The organism is Nocardia sp. CY15 (assembly GCF_009829295.1).
Classification (GTDB): Bacteria; Actinomycetota; Actinomycetes; order Mycobacteriales; family Mycobacteriaceae; genus Nocardia; species Nocardia sputi.
Genome location: NZ_VUOT01000003.1, coordinates 33302 through 56328, shown reverse-complemented (window position 1 = coordinate 56328; position 23027 = coordinate 33302). Strand labels below are relative to the sequence as shown.

Below are 23027 nucleotides of genomic sequence, written 5' to 3'. Positions count from 1 at the left end.
CACGAACTACTCTGCCGAGCATGGGAAACGAACAGCCGAGGACACCGGCGGGTTCTGGTGCGTCCGTGGCCGGGCCGCGCACCCCTGAGACCAACTCGCGCCGCGACGAGCCGACCGGGCGTTCGGGCTCGGGGCGGGCCACGACCGTGCTCGGCACGACGACGCTCACCGCGCCGCTACCGGGCGAGGCGCTCGTGCTCGGACTGGATGTCGGCGGAACCACCATCAAAGGCGAGGTCACCGATGCCGAAGGCGCGGCTCTGGCGATGGGCTCGGTCGCCACGCCCCACGGTCCGGTCGCCTTCGACGCGATGGGCGAGCTCGGCGAGCGGTTGCTGGCCGAACTGCCGGAATCCGACCGCGGCCGGGTGCGCCGCGCGGCGGTGGTGCTGCCGGGGATCGTCGATACCACGCGCTCGATCGCGGTGTTCAGCAGCAACGTCGGTTGGCGCGACGTGCATGTGGGCGATCGCTTCACCGAGCGCTGGGGCGTGCCGACGCTGATCGAACACGATGTCGCCGTGGCCGGTTGGGCGGAATGGAAGTACGGCGCCGGGCAGGGCCACGAGAACGTGTGCGTCGTCATTCTCGGCACCGGTATCTCCGGGACGCTGTCGGTCGGCGGGCGGTTGGTGCGCAGCAGCTACGGGCAGGTCGGCGAGTACGGGCACGTGCCGGTGCGGCGCGCGGGCGGCTTGCCCTGCCCGTGCGGCAATACCGGCTGCGTCGAGACGATCGCGTCGGGCGCGGCCATCGCGCGCGCCTACACCCGCCGTACCGGACGGGAGACGACCGGCGCCGCCGAGGTCTTCGCCCTCATGTCCACCGACCCCGACGCCGCCGCCGTGGTCGAGGACGCGGTCGAGGCGCTCGCCGACGGGCTGGTCGGCATCGTGCACGCCGCCTGTCCCGAACTGGTCGTCCTCGGCGGCGGCCTCGCCGGAGCGGGCACGGCGCTGACCGCCCCACTGCACCGGGCGCTGACGGACCGGCTCCGCCTGGTCCCCGCACCGCGAGTGGTGCTCGGCGAGTTCGGCGCCCGCGCCGGGCTGGCGGGCGCCGCCCTCTTCGCCCGCCGAGGGGCACTGACATGACGCCGTACACCGAACTGATTCGCGGACGCATCGTCTCGGCGAGCGTCACGCTGAACGACGGCGTCGTCCTGGTCTCCGGAGACCGGATCGAGGCGGTCCGGTCGTTCAGGCAATGGCGCGCGACGCATCCCGATTTACCTGAGCCGCCATTTTCCGGCACCGTGCTGCCGGGGCTTGTGGACATTCACAATCACGGCGGATTCGGGTACCGGTTCGACACCGTGAACAGCACGTACGCGCGGATGGCGGCCGAATCGCACCATGCGCGCGGCTCGACCACGGTGGTGGCGAGCGTGGTCACCGGCCCCGGCGCGGAGATGGTGGCGCAGACCGCCACCCTGCGCGAACTCGCCGAGGAAGGCGTGCTCGGCGGAATCCATGTCGAGGGGCCTTTCCTCTCCGAGGCGCGATGCGGAGCACAGGATCCGCGTTTCCTGCGCGACCCCGATCTCGGGTTGACCGAGCAACTGCTGGCCGCCGGAGGCCCACACCTGCGGGCGATGACGCTCGCGCCGGAGCGCCCCGGCTACGCGGCCGTCGCGCAGCGGCTGACCGACAACGGGGTGGTGGTCGCGCTCGGCCACAGCGACACCGACTACCGGGCTTTTCGTAATGCCCTGCGCCCGCACGGATCGGGCAGCATCGTGACGCACCTGGCGAACGGCATGCCACCGCTGCATCACCGGCACCCGGGTCCGGTGGCGGCGGCTCTGGTGGCCGCGGCCGCCGGGGACGCGATCGTGGAGCTGATCGGCGACGGCGTGCACGTGGATCCGGGCTTCGCCGCGCTGGTGTTCGCGACCGCGCCGGGGCGGGTCGCGCTGGTCACCGACGCCATGCAGGCGGCCGGACTCGGCGACGGCGAGTACCAGCTCGGTCCGCAGCCGGTGACCGTGCGGCACGGGGTGGCGCGCATCGCCGACGGGTCGATCGCGGGCGGAGTCAGCACCCTGCTGGAGTGCCTCGCGCGCGCGGTGCGCGAATCCGGCGTCGGGCTGCGGGAGGCGGTGTGCGCGGCCACCTCGGTTCCGGCCGCCGCGCTCGGGCTCGCCGACGTCGGTGACCTGCGGCCCGGCCACTTCGCCGACATTCTGACAGCCAGTGACAATCTCCACTTGCGCAGGGTGCTCAGACGTGGACAGTGGTTGAGGTGATCCTCACCGTGACAATGAATCCCGCGTACGACATGACCTATCGCGTCGAACGCTTCGAACGCGGGCAGGCGCATCGGGTCCGGTCGGTGGAGCAGCGCATCGGCGGCAAGGGCATCAACGTGACCCGGGTGCTGAACCAGCTCGGCAGGTACGCCAGGGCTACCGGATTCTCCGACCACGCCTTCGCGGCCGCCGCCGAACTGGAGTTGCCGGTCGACTTCGTGCACGCGCTGCCCTGGGTGCGCCGCACCGTGGTGATCAGCGAATCCGACGACGGGACCGCCACCGCGCTGTGGGAGCCGGGCGCGCGGGTCTCCAATCCGCATGCCGCCGAGCAGTTGGCCGTCCGGGTGGCCGGCATGCTCCCCGATATCGCCGGGCTGGTCATCTCCGGGTCGCTGCCGGGCGGCATCGAACCCGCGCTGCCCGCCGAGATCGCGCGCAACGCCATCGCGGCCGATGTGCCCACCATCTGTGACGTCGACGGCGAGGCACTGCGCTTGGCCGCCCAGGTACCGGGCATCGTGCTCACGCCGAACGCGGCTGAGCTGCAACGCCTCACCGGCGCGGAACCCGCGTCCGCGGACGAGATCGTCACCGCCGTGCACCCGCTCATCGAGAACGGAGTCCGGGCCGTGATCGCCACGCGCGGGACGGAGGGAATCACCGCGGTGACCGCTGACGGCGCGTGGTCGGCGGCGTTGCCCGAACCGCTCGCCGGGAATCCCACCGGTGCGGGCGATGCGGCGGTGGCGGCGGTGATCGCCGCCCTGGCATCCGCATCGAGCACGGACTGGCCCGCGCTGCTCGCCGACGCGGTGGCGACCTCCGCGGCGGCCGTGGTGGTCCCGGTGGCCGGTGAGATCGACCGTTGTCTGCGGACCCGACTGGCCCCGACCGTTCAGGTCGAACAACTGGATCTACCCGAACCACAGAAAGCGCTCCCATGACCACCGCCGACCACACCGAGCCTCCAGCGGAGGCCGAAGGGCAGCGCGAACTATGCCACTGACCTCGATCCCGGATCTGATCTCCGCGGCCCGGCCGGGTGGGCTCGGCGCGTTCAATGTGATCACCCTCGAGCATGCCGAGGCGATCGCCGCAGCAGCGGAGTCGGCGAAAAGACCAGTGGTCTTGCAACTTTCGGAGAACACGGCGATCTATCACGGCGGCATCGCGCCCCTCGCACTCGCATGCCTGCGCATCGCCGCCGACAGCGACGCCGCCGTCGCGGTTCATCTCGACCATGCCACCAGCGCCGAATTGGTGCGCACCGCGGTCGATCTCGGTATCCACTCTGTCATGTACGACGGCTCGGCCCTCGACTACGCCGACAACCTCGCGACCACCGCCGAGGTCGCGGCCTGGTGCCATGAGCGCGGGGTGCACGTCGAAGCCGAACTCGGCGCGGTGGGCGGCAAGGACGGCGCGCACGCACCCGGGGTGCGCACCGATCCCGACGAAGCCGTCGAGTTCGTGAGCGCCACCGGTGTCGACGCACTGGCGGTGGCCGTCGGCTCTTCGCACGCCATGCACACCCGCACGGCGGCACTCGACAACGACCTGATCGCCCACCTGGCGGCGAAGGTTCCCGTCCCCTTGGTGCTGCACGGCTCCTCCGGCGTCCCGGATCGAGGTCTCCGCGACGCCGTGGACCACGGCATGACGAAGATCAACATCGCCACCCGCCTGAACATTCGGATGACAGCCGCCGTCCGCGCCTGCCTCGCATACGATTCCCACCTCTCCGACCCACGCAAGTACCTCACCCCCGCCCGCGCCGCCGTGCAGGCGGAAGTCGAGCACTTCCTCCGCCTCCTCGCCTGATCGCGCGTGCCGCTTCATCACCGGCCCACCGCGTGATCAGATGAGGGAATGATCATTCGACATGTGACGGTCGACTGTTCCGACCCCTTCGCCCTCGCGTCGTTCTGGAGCGCCGTCACCGGATGGCCGGTGGCGCAGGCCAATGGACCCGACGACGACTACGCCGTCGTGGAGGCACCGGAAGGAACCCCGGGCCTGCTGTTCATCCGAGTCCCCGAACCAAAGGCGGTGAAAAACCGAGTCCACCTCGACTGGATGCCCACCGAACGCACCCGCGACGAGGAAGTCGACCGCGTCCTCGCCCTCGGCGCAACCCTGCACGAAGACCACCGAACCCCCGATGGCCTCGGCTGGGTCACCCTCCGCGATCCCGAGAACAACGAATTCTGCATCGAACGCCCCCACCACTGATCCTCCACTAGTGGCGCATCACCGAGACGTCTACTCGGGTTTCGCCGCAGCCAGGTGCCCCTGGCGAAAGCGAACGGCCGGCGGCGCACGCGAGGGTGCGCGCCGCCGGCCGGTTCTCATGGTGGGCAGGGCAGTTGTCCACCGGCAGGGCTGTCGATGGATCGCTTCGCATCGACGGGGTCACTCTTCCCGGTGGAGCTGAGTTTTCGGTGTAGTGAAGCTGAGAGTCGGCTGGGAGAGGCGCGCTGTGGTGGGGCCGCTAGGTGATTTCCGCGGCGCGGATGGCCGTTGTGAATGCCGCCCACTGCGTCGGCGTGAACGCCAGCACGGGGGATGTCCCCGGTACTCCCGCGAACTTGCTGTCTCGAACCAGGATTCGGTCGCCGTCGAAGCAGACTTCGACGCAGGCAGTGCTGTCATTCGAGTGTGATGACTTGAACCATGCGACCGCACTTGCCATGCCGATCACGCTACAGCGCAGTCAGTCTGCGTTCTATCAACGCTGTCGACTCGTTTCGCGGGAGCGCGTGTTCGGCGAGAGTCGTACCGAACATGGTCTCGAGGTGGCGTACCGGTTCGCTCTCTTCGATCACGCCGAGATGAACCAGCGTCTCGGTCCACGCCACGTCGGGCAGGAGTGCACTCTCGAACCCGAGCAAATGGAACGACGCACCGGTGAGCAACACACCGCCTGGCGCGTCGAACGGTACGACCCGGATGTCAACCGTGTCGGCATGCGTCTCGGTAATCGACAGGAGGTGGCGGAGCTGCCCCTTCAGGACGGCCACACCGCCGGTGCGCTGAGTCAGCGCGGCCTCGTTGACGATCGCGGTCACCAGTAGCGGATCCGATTCGGCGAGCCGCTTCTGGCGCCTCATCCGGACCTCGACCCAGCGCTCCACTTCCACTTGCCGAATCCGCGCCCTGTCGTTGGCGATTACGGCCCGCGCGTAGTCCTCGGTCTGCAAGAGACCAGGGATCAAGATGCTCGTGTAGCTGCGGATGTCGTGCGCCCCGTGCTCCAACCCGTACAGGCGCAACACCTCGTCCGACAGCAACCCGGCGTACTCAGACCACCATCCTCGGCGCTTGGCGATATCGCGCAGCCGCAACATCTCCTCGCGCTCGTCCGGGTCGAATTCCAGCAGGCTCATCAGCTTTCGCAGTTTGTCCTCGGCCAGGACGCGTTCCTTCTCGACCTTCGACCAGTACGACAGGGTGAAGCCCAGTTCCTTGGCGATGAGGGACGCGGAGACGTCGAACTCGGTGCGGCGGCGCTTGATCCGGAGCATGAGCTCCCAGCGGGCGACCGTGGGCGAGAGTGGTGCCATCGTCCGATGAGTCCTTCCGGCTCCGGCTGTTCGTGCAGATGACCGTACCCGCATCCACAGCGCGCGAAGTTTGTCAAATGGACTGGTCAACTTGACCTATCAACGGACCGACTTCTAAGCTGCTTGTGTTGTGCATCACAGGCGGGGCTGTCATCGGAACCCGCCCTGCGGGGATGGAGGGGGTTCTGATGTCCGTGCACGTCGTCGACCGGATCTGGATCGTCAGTGACCGGACGCCGCATCAGGCGCGCCGGGTCAGCGACGACGCGTGGGTGGTGTCCTACCTGCGTGGCCGGATGGTGACCACGGAGCAGGCGACGGCGGCTATCCAAGCGGCGGAGATGGTTTCCTTGACGGAGGAGCTGACGTGCCGGTTCGGGCTCACGGCACTGGAGGCCGTCGGGCTCGTCGTCATCGAATCGCCATGGGACGGCGGGCCGCTGTCCCATCGCCACCGTCCGGGCGGGCGTCGTCGCCGCTGATATTCGCGTCTCGCGTAATGCCGGCGCGACCATTTCGACCGAGGGGGTTATCCGCAGTGGAACCACTGCCGACCAAAGAGCTCGTCCTTCATGCCTGCCGCAGCGCGCCGCACCGCGCCCACCCCATCCTGGAGTCCGCCCACCTACTCACGGGATTGCACAAGCGCCGCCTCGGCCGTGAACCGGGCGGTGCGAACGACATCGACCGGGATCGCGCCCGGCTCGTCCTCGCCGTCGATCGCTGGGTCGCCACCGAGGCGCCGCCGCCACACGGCGGTGCGCACATGCACACCGAGACCGTCGGCATGGTGGTCGATCGTCTCGCTCAGTTCTCCGCCTGCGCGTACGCGATCCTCGCCGGGGCGCCGGAATGGGCGGTGCACAATGCTTGGGAGCGCCTGGCCGAGCTGGCGCTCGGCTACGAGGATCTCGCCTATGAGGTCGCGGCGGGCGTGCGCCGCTTGCCCTACCTCAGCGGCCCGCGCGAGCAGCCGTGACTCATTCCCCGTCCGGGTGCGGCCAGGCATTGGCCTCCACACGGGCGCGCACCCGGGCCACGTCGGCTTCCGACGGCATCGCGTTGGTGATCTTGGTGATCATCACCTGGATATCGGTCTCATCGATGTCCGCCCCGCCCGCACCGGCCAGCTCGGCGGCGATCCGTGCGACCTCCTCGTCGGACAGGCGACGGCGCAGCAGCGCGAGCAGCGGGATGTAGTCGGATTCCGGCACGCCATCCGGGTATCCGACCCGCAGCCAGCCGATGATCGCGTTCAGGAAAGGTGGCATCGGCGGCGGCTCGGTCAGTCGGAATCAGCGGGTGGATCGGCCAGCGGCCAGCCGCCTGCCGCCAAGTGGGAGGCAACGCGGGCGACGTCGCCTTCGTCCGGCTGTTCCATGGCGATCCGGGCGATGGCCTGCTCGATCTCGACGCGGGTGATCCCGCTGTCCGGGTTCGAAGCCACCAACTCCTCGGCGATGACGACCACCTCGTAGTCGGTGAGGTGCCGGTGCAGCACGGCGAACAGCGCCACGTAATCCGATCGCGGAACGCCCTGCGGATACCCGGCACGGAGCCAGCCCACTACCTTGCCGAGCAGCTTCGGCCGGTTCGGTGCGGGTTTCACTGGTTCGGTCACGGTGCCACTCCTCACGCCTGGCCGAACAGATGGATGCCGAATCTGGCGGCGAGGAACGCCTTCGCCGTGTACAGGATTCCGCCCACGATCGCGACGACGACCACCGCGAAGCACGTCAGCGCTGCCGTGAGCGCGGGATAGTTGCGCCGCACGGTGCTGGTATCCGCGTCGGCCGTCTCCGACATCGACCAGAAGCGCACCCCGATCGCGAAGATCATCGGCAAGCCCGCTCCGAGCACCAGCCCGGCCGCGACGACTTTCCACAGCCCGCTCAGATTCGTGACGAGAGTGTGCACGCTGGTCCTCCTACACCTGGGCCGATCGGTTCGAGTCCGCCGACGTGGTCCGGTCGTCGCCGGCGGGTGCCGCCGGGTCGGTCCCGTCGCCCGGCCACTCGTTGACATTGCCGGTGTGCACCGGATTGCGCCGCGACCGCAGCCACATCAGCGTCGACAGCCCGATCAGCAGACCGAAGACCACGAGCACCCCGGCCAGCCCGCCGACGAAGTGGGCGATGGCCCAGCAGATCGCCCCGGCCACACCGGCCAGCGGCAGCGTGAGCAACCATGCGACCACCATCCGCCCCATCACGCTCCAGCGCACCTCGGCGCCCTTGCCGAGGCCGGTACCGAGGATGGAGCCGGTGGCGGTCTGCGTGGTGGACAGCGGCAGACCGAAATGGGCGGAAGTCAAGATGATCGCGGCCGACGCGGATTCCGCCGCGAGCCCCTGTGGCGAGTCGATCTCGACCAGGCCCTTGCCCAGTGTGCGGATGATCCGCCAGCCGCCGAGATAGGTGCCCGCCGCGATGGCCACGGCACAGGCGGCCATCACCCACAGCGGCAGCTCGGCGTCCTTGGTGAGTGTCCCGTGCGCGACGAGCGCGAGGAAGATCACGCCCATCGTCTTCTGGGCGTCGTTCGTGCCGTGCGCCAGCGAGACCAGCGAGGCCGAGCCGATCTGGCCCCACCGGAACCCCTCGGTGACCTTGTCCTCGTCGGCGCCGCGGGTGATCCGGTACACCAGCCACGTGCCGATTGCCGAGACCAGCGCGGCGACGATGGGCGCGAGCACGGCCGGAAGAACGATCTTGGTGAGCACGCCTTCGGAGCCGGACGCCCAGATCACGCCGCTCCACCCGAGCGCGGCCAGCGTCGACCCGATCAGGCCACCGAACAGCGCGTGCGACGAACTCGACGGCAGACCGAACAGCCAGGTGAGCAGGTTCCACAGGATTCCGCCGACCAGACCGGCGAACACGATGACGAGCAGATCGTGGCCGCTGACGGCGTCGAGCCGGACGATGCCTTTCGCCACGGTGGCGGCCACGGCGACCGACAGGAACGCGCCGACCAGGTTCAGCACCGCCGACAGCGCGACCGCCACGCGCGGCCGGAGGGCTCCGGTGGCGATCGAGGTCGCCATCGCGTTCGCCGTGTCGTGGAAGCCGTTCGTGAAATCGAATGCGAGTGCCGTGACGATGACGATCAGGAGAACCAGGAATTCGACGGTCACGCCTCCAGTGTGCTGCACCGCCGAACGTCATAGCCATGTGGTTACCGAAAGTCCTCCGGCCGCCATGGACTAGCCTGGTTCGTCCGGTATCAGCCGGATCGGGTGCAGTGCGGGATGGTCGCGCGCCCGGCGAACCGGTCATCGATCCACGAGTTCGCGCCGGGTATGCCGCTGAGGCCGACCAGGAAGTGTTCGCCGAGATAGACCTGGAAATCCACCGGCGTCCCCGCGCCGCACCAGTCCGTGTAGAGCTTCTCCGCACCGGCCAGCGGCACCCATGGGTCGTGCGTGGCGTGATAGAGGAACACCGGCACCGTCGGCGCGCTCGCTCCCAGCCGGTTGGCGGCCAATATCTCCTGGATCATCGGCAGCTCGGTGGGCGCGGCGGCGTGGGTGAGCGCCTGCACCGGGATCGGAGCGACGACCCCGGCGAATTCCTCCGCCGACATGCACACGTCCTTGCCGATCTGCGCCAGCCGCCAGCCGTTGTCGTTCATCAGGTCGAGCATCTCGGGATACTCCCGGGCCAGTCCGAGCGTCGCGGCCAGGAAGACCCCGGAAGCCAAGTTGCGGCCGTTCATGGTGGTCAGCAGCATGCCGAAGTCGGCGGGAACACCGCCGAACGCCGCACCCACCAGATTCAGCTCCGGCGCGTATTCGGGGGCCAGCTGCGCGGCCCACCCGCTCGCGATCGCCCCGCCGGAGTATCCGGTGACCACCGTCGGAGCGTCCGGACGCAGCCCGAGCTCCGGCGTTCCCACCACGGCCCGGATCGAGTCGAGCACCGCGTGCCCGGCCATCAGGCCCGCCCCGTATGCCTGTCGCGGGCCCTGGTGGTCCGGCACGAGCACCGCGTACCCCTTGGCCAGCGGGATCTGGGCGGCCCACAACTTGGCCGACAACACGGTCCTGAGTTCGTAGGACGGTGCGCACCGATGCCCGAGCGAGTCGATGGCGGCATTGAACGACAGCACCGGGCGCGGCCCCGGCCCGGGCCACGGTGTCCGCGGCACGAGCAACGTCGCGACCACCGGCACCGGACGCCCCTTGGAATCGGTGGACCGGATCAGCAGTTCGGTCGACTCCAGCGGGAACACGGTCAGGCCGGTGCCTCCCGGGCGGGACGCGAGAACCGTTCCCGGCGGCAGGCTCTCGAAGTCCGGCGGCGGCGTGTAGAACGGATCACCCAGCGGCGTGGGGAGGATCCCGGGATATTCGCGGGAAGGCGTGAGGAACTGCTCGATCGGATTCGCCTGCGCCTGCGGACCTACCGCACTCACCGCCAACGCGCCCAGCAGCGACATTACGAGCCGGACACACCGCCCGGACAGCACCATTCGCATCATCCCACCCGCCCGCCGATTCCTTGTCCGGAAGCACGAACCGGCCGGACCAGAGCATTGTGGCGGCCATCCGGAACCTTGCGCTGCCCATACTTACAGCGGCTCGACGCGCCTCGCGCGACCGACACGCTCCTGCTGGGGAGCGTGCGCGCTTCACATCACGGCAGCAGCGCGCGAACGGTGTCGATGGTGTCGGCTTCGGCGGGTTCTTTGTCGGGGCGATAGCGCACCACCCGAGCGAAACGCAACGCGACACCACCGGGATAGCGTGGGCTGACCTGCACGCCGTCCAGGGCTATTTCGACGATCAGTTTCGGCCACAGATACACGGTGTGCTGATCGCGGGAGCGTTCGTGCCGTGGGAATTCGGCGGTCTGCCATTGCAGCAGCGCGTCGGTGAGTCCTTTGAACGTCTTGCCCACCATGACCGGCTCGCCGGTGTCCGGGTCGAGAGCACCCAGATGCAGGTTCGACAGGTAGCCCGTGCGGCGGCCGTATCCCCATTCCGCGCCGAGCACGATCAGATCGAGGGTGTGCGTGGGCTTGATCTTCTGCCAGGCCCGGCCGCGCCTGCCCGCCGCGTACGGCGCGGTCAACGACTTGATCATGACGCCTTCGTGACCCGCTGCCAGCGCGCCGTCGAAGTATTCCGCGGCCGCCTCGGCATCCGGCCGCAGCAGCGCGGGAATGGTGTGCGCGCCGGCCACCTTCGTCAGCGCCGCGCGCCGCTCGGACAGCGGAGCGTCCAGCAGGTCCCGGCCGTCCAGGTGCAGGCAGTCGAAGAAATACGGATGCAGCAGCAGTTCCCTGGTAGTACTCACCTCGGCGAACCGGCTCATGGTCTCCTGGAACGGGCGCGGCCGCCCGGAGTCGGTGAGCGCCAGCGTCTCGCCGTCCAGCACGACGCTCGTGCAGTTCAGACCCCCCACCAGCTCGACGAGTTCCGGCACGCTCGCGGTGATCTCGCGCAGCGTCCTGGTGAACACCCGAATCCGGTCGCCGTCCCGATGCACCTGGATGCGGGCGCCGTCCAGCTTGTGCTCGAGGCTCACCTCGCCCTCGAACTCGATCAGCGCCTCGTCCAGCGTCGCACCGGGTGCGGCGAGCATGGGCTGGATCGGGCGGCCGACTTCGAGCCTGAACTCCGCGAGCGCGGCAGCGCCACCGGTCAGCGCCGCGACGGCGGTGACCGGCAACCGGCCCGACAGCATGTACGCCCGGCGCACCAGATCGGGCGGCACGCCGGCGGCGACGGCCACGGCTTCGGCGACCACGGCGGTGAGCGCGCCCTGGCGCAGCTCTCCGGTGAGCAGGCGTACCAGGAAGCCCTGCTCCTCCGCGGTGGCCGCGGACCACAGCGCCGCGAGCAGTTCCTTGCGCCGAGCCGCGGAACCGGCGCCGGAGGTGCCTGCCAGATCGCTCAGCGCGGCGTGCACCGCCGACACCGTCAGCGTCGCCACCGGGGCCGACGGGATGTCGAGGGTGGTGAGCGTGCGCCAACCCGTGCCGATCCGCCCCTGCGGTAGCTCGCCGGACGCCCAGGCGACCACCGGCGTCAGCTCCTCGGGAGCGGCCGCCGTCAGCAACCCTGCCAACGTGGCGATTTTCGTCTTGCGTGACCTGGTCGCGCGCACGGTCTCCGAGCCGAGGACGACATCCGAGAACAACACCCTGCCGACGGTAGCCGCCGGGTACGACACCGCGCTGGAACCTGCTGCTAATCAGAAATTGGCACGAATGCGAAAGCGTCCATAAGCTGGACGCATGGCCAAGACCTACGTCGGCGCTCGGCTGCGTCAGCTGCGGACCGAACGCGGGCTGAGCCAAGTCGCGCTGGCCCAGCAGCTGGAGATCTCGGCGAGTTATCTCAACCAGATCGAGCACGACGTGCGGCCGCTCACCGTCCCGGTGCTGCTGAAAATCAGCGACCTGTTCGGCGTCGACGCCACCTTCTTCTCCGCGCAGGACGACACCCGGCTCATCGCCGAACTCCAAGAGGTCGTGATGGACCAGGAGCTGGGCATCGAGGCCGACGCCCAGGAGATCGCCGACATGGTCTCGGCGCACCCGAGCATGGCCCGCGCGCTGGTCAACATGCACAACCGCTACCGCAACACCTCGGCCCAGCTGGCCGCGGCCACCGAGGACCGGTTCGCCGACAGCGCGGGCAGCGGGGCGATCAGCAAGCCGCACGAGGAAGTGCGCGACTACTTCTATCAGCGTCAGAACTACATTCACGAGCTCGATACGGCCGCCGAAGACCTCACCGCGCGCATCCGTTTCCACGGCGGCGACGTCAACAGCGAGATCGCCAGGATTCTGCGCGCGCACGACGTGCGGATCACCGAGCGCATCGACCTCGGCGAGGGTGTGCTGCACCGCTTCGACCCGCAGACCCGCAACCTGGAGATCGCACCGCATCTGTCCGGCGGGCAGCGCACCTTCAAGCTGGCCGCCGAACTGGCCTACTTCGAGTGCGGCGAGCTGCTGGAGAAGCTGGTCGAGGAGGGCAATTTCGCGTCCGAGGACGCCCGCAAGCTGGCCATGCTCGGGCTGGCCAACTACTTCGCCGCGGCGACGGTGCTGCCGTACACGCATTTCCACGAGGTCGCCGAGGACTTCCGTTACGACATCGAACGGCTGTCGGCGTTCTTCACCCAGAGTTACGAGACCATCTGTCACCGGCTCTCCACGCTGCAACGCCCGTCGCTGCGCGGCGTGCCGTTCTCGTTCGTGCGAGTGGACCGGGCGGGCAACATGTCCAAGCGCCAGTCGGCCACCGGATTCCACTTCTCCGCCAGCGGCGGAACATGCCCGCTGTGGAACGTCTACGAGACCTTCGCCTATCCCGGCAAGATCATGACGCAGATCGCGCAGATGCCCGACGGCCGCAAGTACCTGTGGGTGGCCCGGACGGTGGAACGCCGCGCCACCCGCTACGGCCAGCCGAGCAAGACCTTCGCCATCGGACTCGGCTGCGAACTGCGGCACGCGGCCCGCGTGATCTACGCCGACGGCATCGATCTCGACGAAGTGCAGCCGACGCCGATCGGTGCCGGATGCCGAGTCTGCGAACGCGCCAATTGCCCGCAACGCGCCTTCCCGCCGCTGGGCAAGGTGCTCGACATCAGCGAACACCGCAGCTCGGTGTCGCCGTACGTGCTGAAGTAGTCGTAGCCGATCGTCCTGGACGACGTCCGGCCGGTGTCGCAGCCCGACCGGCCGGACGTCGTGTCAGGCGGCCTGTGTCTTGCGCGCGATACGCAGACCGGCCACCGTCATGCCCAGCGCGGCCACGAGCAATCCCGCCAGAATCCAGGCCAGCGCCGCGAAACCGTGCGGTGCGGCGGACGCGGCGACCAGCGGGCCGATGGTCGCGCCCACGTAGAAGCTGAACATCGCGACCGACATGGCGGCGGCCCGTGATTCGCCGCCCAGCTCGCCCGCGCTCTGCAGCACGGCGGGAGCGATGATGCCGAGACCGCCGACCAGAACCGCGAGCAGGACGGCCAGCACGGCCGGATGGGTTCCCTCGAAGGTCGCCAGCACCATCGCCGTCGCGGCGATCAGTACGCCGAGCACGATCTGACCGTGCTTGGACAGCCGGGCCAGCGGCACCGCGAGCAGGGGAAGCGCGACCATCACCGGCAGCGCGCCCGCACGCAACGCGAGCAGTTCGCCCGAGCCCCGCACCACTCCGGTCAGTTCCAGGCCGGTGTACACCCCGACCATCACGGCCATGCTCATCGCGCCCGCGATCAGCATCGGCAGCAGCGCCCGGATGCGCAGCACCGCCGGAATGGCGGCGTAGCTGTACCGCAGCGGCAGCTCGCGGCCGATGGGAGCGTCGGCCAGCAGCACCGAACGCAGGACCAGCGCCAGTAAGGCGAAACCGACGGCGGATGCGAGGAAGACGGTGCGCCAGGGGAAGACGTCCACCATCGCCTGCGACACGATCTGCGCGATCACCGTGGCCGCGAGAAACGACGTGGCCACCGACATGGTGGCCACGGCACGGTGCGCTGGATCGATGCGGGTGGCCACATAGGCCATGATCGCGGGCGGAATCGAGCCGACCACCAGGCCCTGCACGACCCGCAGGCCGACGGCCAGCGGTGCATCGAACGCCAAACCGGTCAATAGGGTGACCACTGCGGCGACCAGCATTCCGGCCACGAGCACCCGGCGGTGTCCGTAGCGATCCGCCAACGGCCCGAACAATACGAAGCCCCCGGCGTACCCGAAGGCGAACGCGCTGATGATCCAGGTCATCACCGCGGAGCCGACGCCCCAGTCGGCCCGCATGGCGGCGAAAAGCGGGATGGGGACGTACATCTGGCCGGTGGCCAAGAGGGCGGCCAGAACGAAGAAGGGCAGGGTGCGCCCCGTGTGGGCCCGTGCGGACGTATCCCGGACGGGCGTCGCGACCGGAGCCGCGGACTGGAAGGTGGGCATTGCCATGGACTCGAAGGTAGGCGCGGCGGGATCCGTTGTCAACCAAATAGTTGGTTTAATGAACTGGTAAAGTGTTCGTCATGACGGCCACGATGAAACGCAGTGACGCGACCAGGCAGGCTCTGTTGCGCGCCGCCCGCGACGAATTCGCGCAGTACGGGCTGGCCGGGGCGCGAGTCGATCGGATCGCCGAGACGGCCGGCGTCAACAAGGAGCGCATCTACGGACTGTTCGGCAGCAAGGACAAGCTGTTCGACGTCATCCTGATCGAGACGCTGCGCGAGTTCATCGACGTGGTGAAGCCCCTGGCCGATACCGAACCCGGCGCGTACGTCGGCAAGCTGTTCGACTACCACCGCGACAATCCGCAGCTGTTGCGGCTGATGCTCTGGGAGGCGCTGCATCGCGGCGCCGACGCCCACGACATCGACGGCTGGCGCGCCCGGCACTACGTCCGCAAATCCGACCGCGCCCGAGAGCAGTTCGACATCGACGCCACGAACGCGGGGCGCCTGCTGCTGGCGCTGTGTGGCCTGGCCAACTGGTCGCTCGCCGTCCCGCAGACCACCAAGCTGCTGCTGGGTGAGGCCGGTGCGCAGGACAAGGACGCCACCCGCGCGTTCCTGATGGACTTCGCCAGGGCGGCGATGCGGCGCGACGCGGCCCCGGACGAGCGGGGAGCACGCCTGCCGGAGGTCGAACTGGTCAATGATTTGACCACCGGCGACGGACAGTCCGAGGTGGACCGCGCCGCACGCAGGCTGCGCGACGCCCAGGCCACCGCCGAGGCCGCCCGCGCGGACCTCGCCACCGCCCTGCGGGCGGCCCATGCCGCGGGCGCGAGCGCCAATAAGCTCGCCAAGCAGGTCTCCGGCACGCTGTCGCGGCCCGTCGTACTCAAACTGCTGTCCGATTCAGAGGGCTGACCGCTAGAACGCCGCCTCGTCCAGGTTCATGATGTCGTTGTCGAGTGACTCGATGATCTCGCGCACCGCGGTCAGGTTCGGCAGCGCGTTCTTGGCGAAGAAGCTCGCGACAGCGACCTTTCCGGCGTAGAAAGCGCGATCTTTCTCGGGCGCGCCGGCGGCGAGTGCCGCGGCCGCGATCTCCGCTTGCACCAGCAACCGCCAGCCGATGAGGAGGTCGCCGACTGCGAGCAGGAAGCGCACCGAGCCCGAGCCGACCTTGTACAGCTCGCTCGGCTCCTCCCGGGCGCCCATGAGGAAGCCGGTGAGGGCGGCCGCCATCGCCTGCACATCCGCCGCGGCGGTGCGCAGCAGTTCGCGTTCGGTCTCGAACCGCCCGGTCTTCGCGTCCAGGAACGCCGCGATTCGCGCGCTGACGTGGGCGAGCGCGACGCCGCGGTCGCGGGCGATCTTGCGGAAGAAGAAGTCCTGCGCCTGGATGGCGGTGGTGCCCTCGTAGAGCGAGTCGATCTTCGCGTCGCGGATGTACTGCTCGATCGGGTAGTCCTGGAGATAGCCGGAGCCGCCCAGGGTTTGCAGCGACTCGGTCAGGTACTGGTAGGCGCGCTCGGAGCCGACACCCTTGACGATCGGCAGCAGCAGATCGTCCACGCGGTGCGCCAGGTCGGGGTCCGCGCCCGAGACCAGTTGCGCCACGTCGTCGTTCTGGTGAGCGGCGGTGTACAGGTACACCGCGCGCAGCCCCTCCGCGTACGCCTTCTGCATGGCCAGCGACCGCCGCACGTCCGGGTGGCGGATGATGCTCACGCGCGGCGCGGCCTTGTCGGTCATCTGCGTCAGGTCGGCGCCCTGGACCCGCTCCTTGGCGAAGGCCAGCGCGTTGAGGTAACCGGTCGACAGGGTGCCCGACGATTTGACGCCGACCATCATGCGCGCGTTCTCGATGACCTGGAACATCTGGGCGATGCCGTTGTGCACCTCGCCGACCAGCCAGCCCTTGGCGGGGATGCCGTGGCCGCCGAAGGTCAGCTCGCAGGTGGGCGAGGATTTCAGGCCCATCTTGTGCTCCACCCCGGTGACGTACACACCGTTGCGCTCGCCGATTTCCAAGGTCTCGGGGTCGAAGAGGAACTTCGGCACATAGAACAGCGACAGGCCCTTCGTGCCCGGTCCGGCGCCCTCGGGGCGGGCCAGCACCAGGTGGAAGACGTTCTCGGCGGTGTCGCCGACCTCGGCGCCGGAGATGAAGCGCTTCACGCCCTCGATGTGCCAGGAGCCGTCCTCCTGACGGATCGCCTTGGCGCGGCCGGCCCCGACGTCGGACCCGGCATCGGGTTCGGTGAGCACCATGGTGCCCTGCCAGCCCTTCTCGAAGCCGAGTGTGGCCCAGTGCCGCTGCTGCTCGGTGCCGACGTTGTAGAGCACCGACGCCATGACCGGGCCCATGTTGAAGAACGACGCCGACGGATTGGCGCAGGTGATCATCTCGGCGACCGCCCACACCAGCACCGCGGGCGCGGGCGTGCCGCCCATGCCCTCCGGCATGCCGAGCCTGCTCCAGTCCGCGTCGCGCACGGCGGTGACGGTCCTACGTAGCGGCTCCGGAACAGCGATCGAGAAGGTGGCCGGATCGTAGACGACCGGATCACGATCGGCCGCCGCGAAGGAGTCCGCCACCGGTCCCTCGGCCAGTCGCCGGACCTCGGACAGGATCTCCCGGACGGTGCCGGAGTCCAGATCGCCGTAGGCGCCCGTATCCAGGAGCTTGTCCAGCTCGAGCACCTCGAACAGGTTGAACTCGATATCCCTCAGATTCGCCTTGTAGTGGCCCACCGGGTCCTCCTCGACTCGAGTCCGCGGGCCGCCGCGGATTGGGACGGTTCAGGCGTCGTACGAATCGAAGCGTGCCGCATCGCGGCGACGCTACGCAACCGTAGCCACCTCCGCCCCGGCCAGCGGGTTTGCCGGAACCTCACAGCGGGGCACCGAACATTGACCGGGAATGTTCACCTCCGCGAAACAGACGAAACGGACTTGTCATCGAGAGATATTCCGGCGCAACAACTTCTGTCTACCGTTCGCATCACGGATACAGCCGTTGTATACAGCCCCGTCTACAGCCGTGAGCGGGGCGAAGACGGGTGTGTTCGATGCGGCGCCCTGCCGACGCCGCCGCAACACCTGATGAGGAGAGGGTTCGCCCCATGCCAGATTCCCGTGCCATCCATCGCTCCGGGCGTGTGGCGAGAGTGATGGCGGTGCCCACCGCGGTCGCGCTCGCTGCCCTGTTGCTGACCGCCTGCGGCGCCAAGGACGACGCCTCCACCACCGGCTCCGGCGCCGCGTCCTGCGTCGACACGTCGAAGGACACGATCAAGATCGGTTCGCTGCACTCCCTGTCCGGCACGATGGCCATTTCCGAGGTCACGGTCGCCAATTCGACCAAGCTGGCCGTCGACCAGATCAACGCCGCGGGCGGCGTGCTCGGCAAGAAGATCGACCTGGTGCTCGAGGACGGCGCCTCGGACCCGAAGACCTTTGCGGAGAAGGCGGAGAAGCTGATCAGTTCCGACTGTGTCGCCGCCGTGTTCGGCGGCTGGACCTCGTCGAGCCGAAAGGCGATGAAGCCGAAGTTCGAGAGCCTGAACTCGCTGCTCTACTACCCGGTGCAGTACGAGGGCCTCGAGGACAGCAAGAACATCTTCTACACCGGCGCGACCACCAACCAGCAGATCATCCCGGCGCTGGACTACCTGAAGCAGAAGGGCATCACCTCCCTCTACCTGGTCGGGAGCGACTATGTCTTCCCGCAGACCGCCAATCGCGAGATCAAGGCGTACGCCGCGGCCAACGGCATCGAGATCAAGGGCGAGGATTACACCCCGCTCGGCTCCACCGACTTCTCCACCATCGTGAACAAGGTCCGCAGCGCCAAGGCGGGGGCGGTGTTCAACACCCTCAACGGGGACTCCAACGTCGCGTTCTTCCGCGAGTACAGCAACGCGGGCCTGAAGGCCGCGGAGATGCCGGTGGTCTCGGTGTCGATCGCCGAGGAGGAGGTCGCGGGCATCGGCGCGCAGCACATCGCCGGGCAGCTGACCGCGTGGAACTACTACCAGACCGTCGACAGCCCGGTGAACCGGAAGTTCGTCGCCGACTACAAGGCCGCCTTCGGCGCCGACAAGCCGACCTCGGACCCGATGGAAGCCGCCTACGCGTCGGTCTACCTGTGGAAGAACACCGTCGAGAAGGCCAAGTCGTTCAAGGTGGAGGACATCCAGGCCGCCGCCGACGGCGTCAGCTTCGACGCCCCTGAGGGACTGGTCACCATCGACGGTTCCAACCACCACATCACCAAGACCGCCCGCATCGGCGAGATCCGCCCCGACGGACTCATCTACACCGTGTGGGATTCCGGCAAGGCCGTGACACCGGACCCCTACCTGAAGTCCTACGACTGGGCCGAGGGCCTGAAGTAGTCCGCCGCTGTCCGCGGCCCAGCTACCGGTGCCCGCCCAGCGACACAGTCGCGACGGCGATCACGCGGAGCGCGCAATGAGGGGGGCCGCGGACAGCAACGGACCACCACAGGCAGGCCGACATCCGGTCAGCATCGACCTCCGGTCCGCATGTCGAACACCCAACGCGCCCAGCGCACCTCACCCCCCGGTTTCGAGCGAAGCGAGACCGAGCATCCGCCGTTCGCGGCCCGGCTCGCGTCCGAGTGGCCGCCGCGTAGGCGACGAAGGAGCACGCGGAGGCGCGGCAATCAGATACAGGAGCTCCCATGGAAGTCGTGATCGGACAGCTGTTCACCGGGCTGAGTCTGGGATCGATTCTCTTGCTCGCCGCGCTCGGTCTCTCGCTGACCTTCGGTCAGATGGGCGTGATCAACATGGCGCACGGCGAGTTCATCATGGCCGGTTGTTACACGACCTACGTCGTGCAGAAGGTCGTCTCGTCGGCGGGCGTCTCGCTCGTCGTCTCCCTGCTGGTCGGTTTTCTCGTCGGCGGTCTGCTGGGCGCCGCGCTGGAGATGGGCTTGATCCGGTGGATGTACGACCGGCCGCTGGACACCCTGCTGGTCACCTTCGGTGTCGGGCTGGTGCTGCAACAGCTGGCCCGTGACATCTTCGGCGCGCCGGCCAAGAACGTCATCGCGCCGGAGTGGCTCAGCGGCGGCGTCACGATCCTGGGCGCGGTGGTGCCCAAGACGCGCATCTTCATCCTCGTCCTGGCGGTCGTCGCGGTGACCGCGCTGGCCGCGGTGCTCAAGGCGACGCCGTTGGGCCGCCGCATCCGCGCGGTGGTGCAGAACCGCGGCTTGGCCGAGACATCGGGCGTGTCCAGCCGTTTCACCGATATCAGCACCTTCTTCATCGGTTCGGGACTGGCGGGCGTGGCCGGTGTCGCGCTGACGCTGATCGGCTCCACCAGCCCGACCATCGGCCAGAGCTACCTGATCGACGCGTTCCTCGTGGTGGTCATCGGCGGGCTCGGCCAGATCAAGGGCACGGTGATCGCGGCGTTCGCGCTCGGCCTGCTCAATTCCTACATCGAGTACTCGACCACCGCGTCCATCGCGAAGGTCATCGTCTTCGTCGTCATCGTGATCGTCCTGCAGGTCCGCCCGCAGGGCCTGTTCACCGTCCGGACAAGGAGCCTGGCATGACCTCGCTCGTACAACGGTGGCGCGCGCACTCCTCGCTCAGCGCGCCGACCGGATTCGCCGTCGCCGCCATCCTGTTGTTCGCGGTCGCGCCCGCCGTGCTCAGCGATTTCCGGCTCAACCTGCTGGCGAAGTTCCTGTGCTTCGCGATCGTCGCGGTCGGCATCGGCTTGGCTTGGGGGCGAGGCGGAATGCTCACCCTGGGTCAGGGCGTGTTCTTCGGTATCGGCGCCTACATCATGGCCATGCATCTGCAGATGGCCGACGCCGCCCGGCTCGGCAACGACGTGCCGGAATTCATGGAGATCGCGGGCATTCGCGAGTTGCCGTCGTTCTGGAAGCCTTTCGCGTCGGCTCCGGTGGCGCTGCTCGGCATCCTGGTGCTGCCCGCGCTGATCGCCGCGGCCTTGGGATACGGCGTGTTCAAGCGCCGCGTGAAGGGCGCGTACTTCGCCATCCTCAGTCAGGCGCTGGCCGCCGCGCTGGCCATCCTGCTGACCGGCCAGCAAGCCATCGGCGGGTTCACCGGCCTGTCGGATTTCCGCGCGTTCTTCGGGTTCAAGCTGTCGGACCCGGTCAACCGGCAGATGCTGTTCTTCATCGCCGCCGGCACGCTGCTGGTGGTGGTGGCGCTGGTGCGGCAGCTGATGCACAGCCGGTACGGCGAGCTGCTCGTGGCGGTGCGCGACCAGGAGGAGCGCGTGCGTTTCCTGGGGTACGACCCGGCGAACGTGAAGATCGTCGCCTACGTGGTCGCCGCCTTCTTCGCGGGCATCGCCGGTGCGTTGTTCACCCCGATCGTCGGCATCATCTCCCCCGCCGACATCGGTGTCGTTCCCTCGATCGCCTTCCTCATCGGCGTGGCGATCGGCGGCCGGACCACCCTGCTCGGTCCGGTGCTCGGCGCGATCGGCGTGGCGTGGGCGCAGACGGCGCTGTCCGAGGAGTTCCCGTCGGGGTGGACGTATCTGCAAGGCGTGCTGTTCATCGTGGTGGTCGGGTTCGTCCCGGCCGGGCTCGCCGGACTGTGGCCCCTGGTGAAGGGCGTTCTGGACAACCGATTCCGGCGTCCCGCTCCGGCTCCGGCCGTGGTGGCCGCGGCGGCGCAGGCACCTGTGACGGAGAAGGTGGAATCGCGATGACCGAGACCGCGCACGAACCGAAGCTCGGCGGCAACGCCGGGATGTCCAGTGAGTACCTCGAGATCCGTGGCCTTTCGGTGAGTTTCGACGGATTCAAAGCCGTCACCGACGTCGATCTGACGGTGTTGCAGGGCGATCTGCGCTTCTTGATCGGTCCCAACGGCGCGGGCAAGACGACGCTCATCGACGCGATCACCGGGCTGGTCCCGGCGACCGGGTCGGCGCAGAAGACCGGTGTGGAACTGCTCGGCAAGAAGGTGCACCAGATCGCCCGGCTCGGAGTCGGACGCACGTTCCAGACCGCGAGCGTGTTCGAACAGCTCAGCGTGCTCCAGAACCTCGACATCGCGGCGGGCGCGGGACGTTCGGCGCTCACCATGCTGCGCCGCCGCAAATCGGTGCTGCCCGCCATCGAGGAGGCTTTGGAGACCACGGGTCTGGCCGACCTTCGCGACAAGCCCGCCGGGGTGCTCGCGCACGGACAGAAACAGTGGCTCGAGATCGGCATGCTCCTGGTGCAGAACGCCTCGGTGCTGCTGCTGGACGAGCCGGTGGCCGGGATGAGCGCCGAGGAGCGGGAGGAGACCGGCAACCTGTTGCGCCGCATCGGCGGCGACCGGGTCGTCGTGGTGGTCGAGCACGACATGGATTTCATGCGCGCCTTCGCCAGCTCGGTCACCGTCCTCGCCGGCGGCACAGTGCTCAGCGAAGGGACCGTCGAACAGGTCCAGGCGGATCCGAAGGTCCAAGAGGTCTATCTCGGCACCGCCGCGGCGGTCGGGACCGAACTGGAGGACGCGTCGACCGCACCTGCCCCGCAGTTACCCCAGGAAGGCGACAGCGATGCTTGAACTCACCGATATCCACTCCGGTTACGGCCGCACCGAGGTGATCCACGGCGTCTCGGTGACCGTGCCGGACGACAGCGTGGTCGCCATCATGGGGCACAACGGCGCCGGGAAGACCACGCTGCTGCGCACCGCCGTCGGCTTGATCGGCGCGAAGTCGGGCCGCATCGAGTTCGATGGGGAAACGATCACCAAGCTCGCGCCGTCGCGGCGAGTGCGCCGCGGGATCGCGTACGTGCCGCAGGGACAGCAGAGTTTCCCCCAACTGACCACCGCCGAGAATTTGCAGGTGGTCGCGGACGGCCGTAAACGCGGCAAGGCGCTGATCGATGAAGCGCTCGAGCTGTTCCCCGCGCTGCGCGAGTTGCTCACCCGCAAAGCGGGCCTGCTGTCCGGCGGCCAGCGTCAGCAACTCGCCATCGCGCGGGCGCTGATCACCGAGCCGAAACTGCTCATCCTCGATGAGCCGACCGAAGGGATCCAGCCGTCGGTGGTCGCCGAGATCGAGCGCACCATCATCGATCTCACCCGGCGCGGCGGGCTGAGCGTGCTGCTGGTCGAACAGCACATCGGCTTCGCGTTGCAGGCGGCGCAGCGCTACTACGTGCTGCAATCCGGCCGGGTGACCTCCACGGGCGCGGGTGGCGCGGGCGCCGAGAGCGCGGTCCGCTCGGCGATGGCGATCTGAGCA

The 23027-nt window shown here is 68.5% G+C and carries 24 protein-coding genes; 14 read left to right on the top strand and 10 right to left on the bottom strand.

Annotated features, from left to right (window positions below; all coding sequences use genetic code 11):
* The first annotated feature begins 20 nt into the window (after positions 1 to 20).
* The 5 genes from GVY39_RS07000 to GVY39_RS06980 all read left to right on the top strand — a co-directional run bounded on the left by GVY39_RS07000 (position 21) and on the right by GVY39_RS06980 (position 4486).
* Positions 21 to 1094 carry an ROK family protein gene (locus GVY39_RS07000; RefSeq protein WP_159921616.1) on the top strand — a complete coding sequence of 358 codons (1074 nt, stop codon included), beginning with the start codon at positions 21 to 23 and terminating at the stop codon, positions 1092 to 1094.
* Positions 1091 to 2248, top strand: a complete 1158-nt coding sequence (locus GVY39_RS06995; protein WP_159921618.1) for an N-acetylglucosamine-6-phosphate deacetylase — start codon at positions 1091 to 1093, stop codon at positions 2246 to 2248. Before GVY39_RS07000 ends, GVY39_RS06995 begins: the two co-directional genes overlap by 4 nt.
* Positions 2249 to 2256: 8 nt before the next feature.
* Positions 2257 to 3198 carry a hexose kinase gene (locus tag GVY39_RS06990; protein ID WP_255466133.1) on the top strand — a complete coding sequence of 314 codons (942 nt, stop codon included), beginning with the start codon at positions 2257 to 2259 and terminating at the stop codon, positions 3196 to 3198.
* Positions 3199 to 3250: 52 nt separating this feature from the next.
* Entirely contained in the window at positions 3251 to 4075 is an 825-nt protein-coding gene (locus tag GVY39_RS06985; protein WP_159921622.1) for a class II fructose-bisphosphate aldolase, read from the top strand.
* 63 nt (positions 4076 to 4138) lie between these two features.
* A complete protein-coding gene (locus tag GVY39_RS06980; RefSeq protein ID WP_236565320.1) occupies positions 4139 to 4486 on the top strand; it encodes a VOC family protein in 348 nt (115 codons plus the stop codon).
* A gap of 259 nt (positions 4487 to 4745) precedes the next feature.
* Here GVY39_RS06980 and GVY39_RS06975 read toward each other — a convergent pair whose 3' ends face one another.
* Both GVY39_RS06975 and GVY39_RS06970 read right to left on the bottom strand, forming a co-directional pair.
* Complete coding sequence (locus tag GVY39_RS06975; RefSeq protein ID WP_159921626.1) at positions 4746 to 4946, bottom strand: DUF397 domain-containing protein; 201 nt, start codon at positions 4944 to 4946, stop codon at positions 4746 to 4748.
* 10 nt (positions 4947 to 4956) lie between these two features.
* A complete protein-coding gene (locus tag GVY39_RS06970) occupies positions 4957 to 5817 on the bottom strand; it encodes a helix-turn-helix transcriptional regulator (RefSeq protein ID WP_159921628.1) in 861 nt (286 codons plus the stop codon).
* Positions 5818 to 6005: 188 nt separating this feature from the next.
* On the opposite strand from GVY39_RS06970, the gene GVY39_RS06965 reads away from it, so the two are divergent.
* Both GVY39_RS06965 and GVY39_RS06960 read left to right on the top strand, forming a co-directional pair.
* On the top strand, positions 6006 to 6299 hold the full coding sequence (locus tag GVY39_RS06965; RefSeq protein WP_159921630.1) for a hypothetical protein: 294 nt from the start codon (positions 6006 to 6008) through the stop codon (positions 6297 to 6299).
* Positions 6300 to 6355: 56 nt separating this feature from the next.
* Positions 6356 to 6796: a DUF4254 domain-containing protein gene (locus GVY39_RS06960; RefSeq protein ID WP_159921632.1), complete on the top strand. Its 441-nt coding sequence runs from the start codon at positions 6356 to 6358 to the stop codon at positions 6794 to 6796.
* A 1-nt stretch (position 6797) separates the two neighbouring features.
* Here GVY39_RS06960 and GVY39_RS06955 read toward each other — a convergent pair whose 3' ends face one another.
* The 6 genes from GVY39_RS06955 to GVY39_RS06930 all read right to left on the bottom strand — a co-directional run bounded on the left by GVY39_RS06955 (position 6798) and on the right by GVY39_RS06930 (position 11966).
* Positions 6798 to 7088, bottom strand: a complete 291-nt coding sequence (locus GVY39_RS06955) for a DUF3349 domain-containing protein (RefSeq protein WP_159921634.1) — start codon at positions 7086 to 7088, stop codon at positions 6798 to 6800.
* A 14-nt stretch (positions 7089 to 7102) separates the two neighbouring features.
* Positions 7103 to 7438, bottom strand: a complete 336-nt coding sequence (locus tag GVY39_RS06950; protein WP_159921636.1) for a DUF3349 domain-containing protein — start codon at positions 7436 to 7438, stop codon at positions 7103 to 7105.
* An 11-nt stretch (positions 7439 to 7449) separates the two neighbouring features.
* Entirely contained in the window at positions 7450 to 7734 is a 285-nt protein-coding gene (locus tag GVY39_RS06945; RefSeq protein WP_159921638.1) for a hypothetical protein, read from the bottom strand.
* Between the two features lie 10 nt (positions 7735 to 7744).
* Complete coding sequence (locus tag GVY39_RS06940; protein WP_159921640.1) at positions 7745 to 8953, bottom strand: inorganic phosphate transporter; 1209 nt, start codon at positions 8951 to 8953, stop codon at positions 7745 to 7747.
* Between the two features lie 89 nt (positions 8954 to 9042).
* On the bottom strand, positions 9043 to 10257 hold the full coding sequence (locus GVY39_RS06935; RefSeq protein ID WP_236565321.1) for a lipase family protein: 1215 nt from the start codon (positions 10255 to 10257) through the stop codon (positions 9043 to 9045).
* Between the two features lie 197 nt (positions 10258 to 10454).
* Positions 10455 to 11966 (bottom strand): ATP-dependent DNA ligase, encoded by a 1512-nt coding sequence (locus GVY39_RS06930; RefSeq protein WP_159921644.1) that lies wholly within the window; start codon positions 11964 to 11966, stop codon positions 10455 to 10457.
* 94 nt (positions 11967 to 12060) lie between these two features.
* Here GVY39_RS06930 and ramB point away from each other — a divergent pair, with 94 nt between their 5' ends.
* Positions 12061 to 13467 carry an acetate metabolism transcriptional regulator RamB gene (gene ramB, locus GVY39_RS06925; RefSeq protein WP_159921646.1) on the top strand — a complete coding sequence of 469 codons (1407 nt, stop codon included), beginning with the start codon at positions 12061 to 12063 and terminating at the stop codon, positions 13465 to 13467.
* 63 nt (positions 13468 to 13530) lie between these two features.
* Here the strand turns inward: ramB and GVY39_RS06920 are convergent, their stop codons facing one another.
* Positions 13531 to 14757, bottom strand: a complete 1227-nt coding sequence (locus tag GVY39_RS06920) for an MFS transporter (RefSeq protein WP_159921648.1) — start codon at positions 14755 to 14757, stop codon at positions 13531 to 13533.
* A 74-nt stretch (positions 14758 to 14831) separates the two neighbouring features.
* On the opposite strand from GVY39_RS06920, the gene GVY39_RS06915 reads away from it, so the two are divergent.
* Positions 14832 to 15677, top strand: a complete 846-nt coding sequence (locus GVY39_RS06915) for a TetR/AcrR family transcriptional regulator (protein ID WP_236565322.1) — start codon at positions 14832 to 14834, stop codon at positions 15675 to 15677.
* A 3-nt stretch (positions 15678 to 15680) separates the two neighbouring features.
* Here the strand turns inward: GVY39_RS06915 and GVY39_RS06910 are convergent, their stop codons facing one another.
* Positions 15681 to 17510: an acyl-CoA dehydrogenase gene (locus GVY39_RS06910; RefSeq protein WP_159921650.1), complete on the bottom strand. Its 1830-nt coding sequence runs from the start codon at positions 17508 to 17510 to the stop codon at positions 15681 to 15683.
* Between the two features lie 419 nt (positions 17511 to 17929).
* On the opposite strand from GVY39_RS06910, the gene urtA reads away from it, so the two are divergent.
* The 5 genes from urtA to urtE all read left to right on the top strand — a co-directional run bounded on the left by urtA (position 17930) and on the right by urtE (position 23024).
* Positions 17930 to 19156, top strand: a complete 1227-nt coding sequence (gene urtA / locus GVY39_RS06905) for an urea ABC transporter substrate-binding protein (protein ID WP_223521637.1) — start codon at positions 17930 to 17932, stop codon at positions 19154 to 19156.
* Positions 19157 to 19464: 308 nt separating this feature from the next.
* Complete coding sequence (gene urtB / locus GVY39_RS06900) at positions 19465 to 20349, top strand: urea ABC transporter permease subunit UrtB (RefSeq protein ID WP_159921654.1); 885 nt, start codon at positions 19465 to 19467, stop codon at positions 20347 to 20349.
* Positions 20346 to 21488, top strand: a complete 1143-nt coding sequence (urtC, locus tag GVY39_RS06895; protein ID WP_159921656.1) for an urea ABC transporter permease subunit UrtC — start codon at positions 20346 to 20348, stop codon at positions 21486 to 21488. The genes urtB and urtC overlap by 4 nt, the downstream gene beginning before the upstream one ends.
* Complete coding sequence (gene urtD, locus GVY39_RS06890) at positions 21485 to 22339, top strand: urea ABC transporter ATP-binding protein UrtD (RefSeq protein WP_159921658.1); 855 nt, start codon at positions 21485 to 21487, stop codon at positions 22337 to 22339. The genes urtC and urtD overlap by 4 nt, the downstream gene beginning before the upstream one ends.
* Complete coding sequence (gene urtE, locus GVY39_RS06885) at positions 22332 to 23024, top strand: urea ABC transporter ATP-binding subunit UrtE (RefSeq protein WP_159921660.1); 693 nt, start codon at positions 22332 to 22334, stop codon at positions 23022 to 23024. Before urtD ends, urtE begins: the two co-directional genes overlap by 8 nt.
* Positions 23025 to 23027 lie beyond the last annotated feature (3 nt).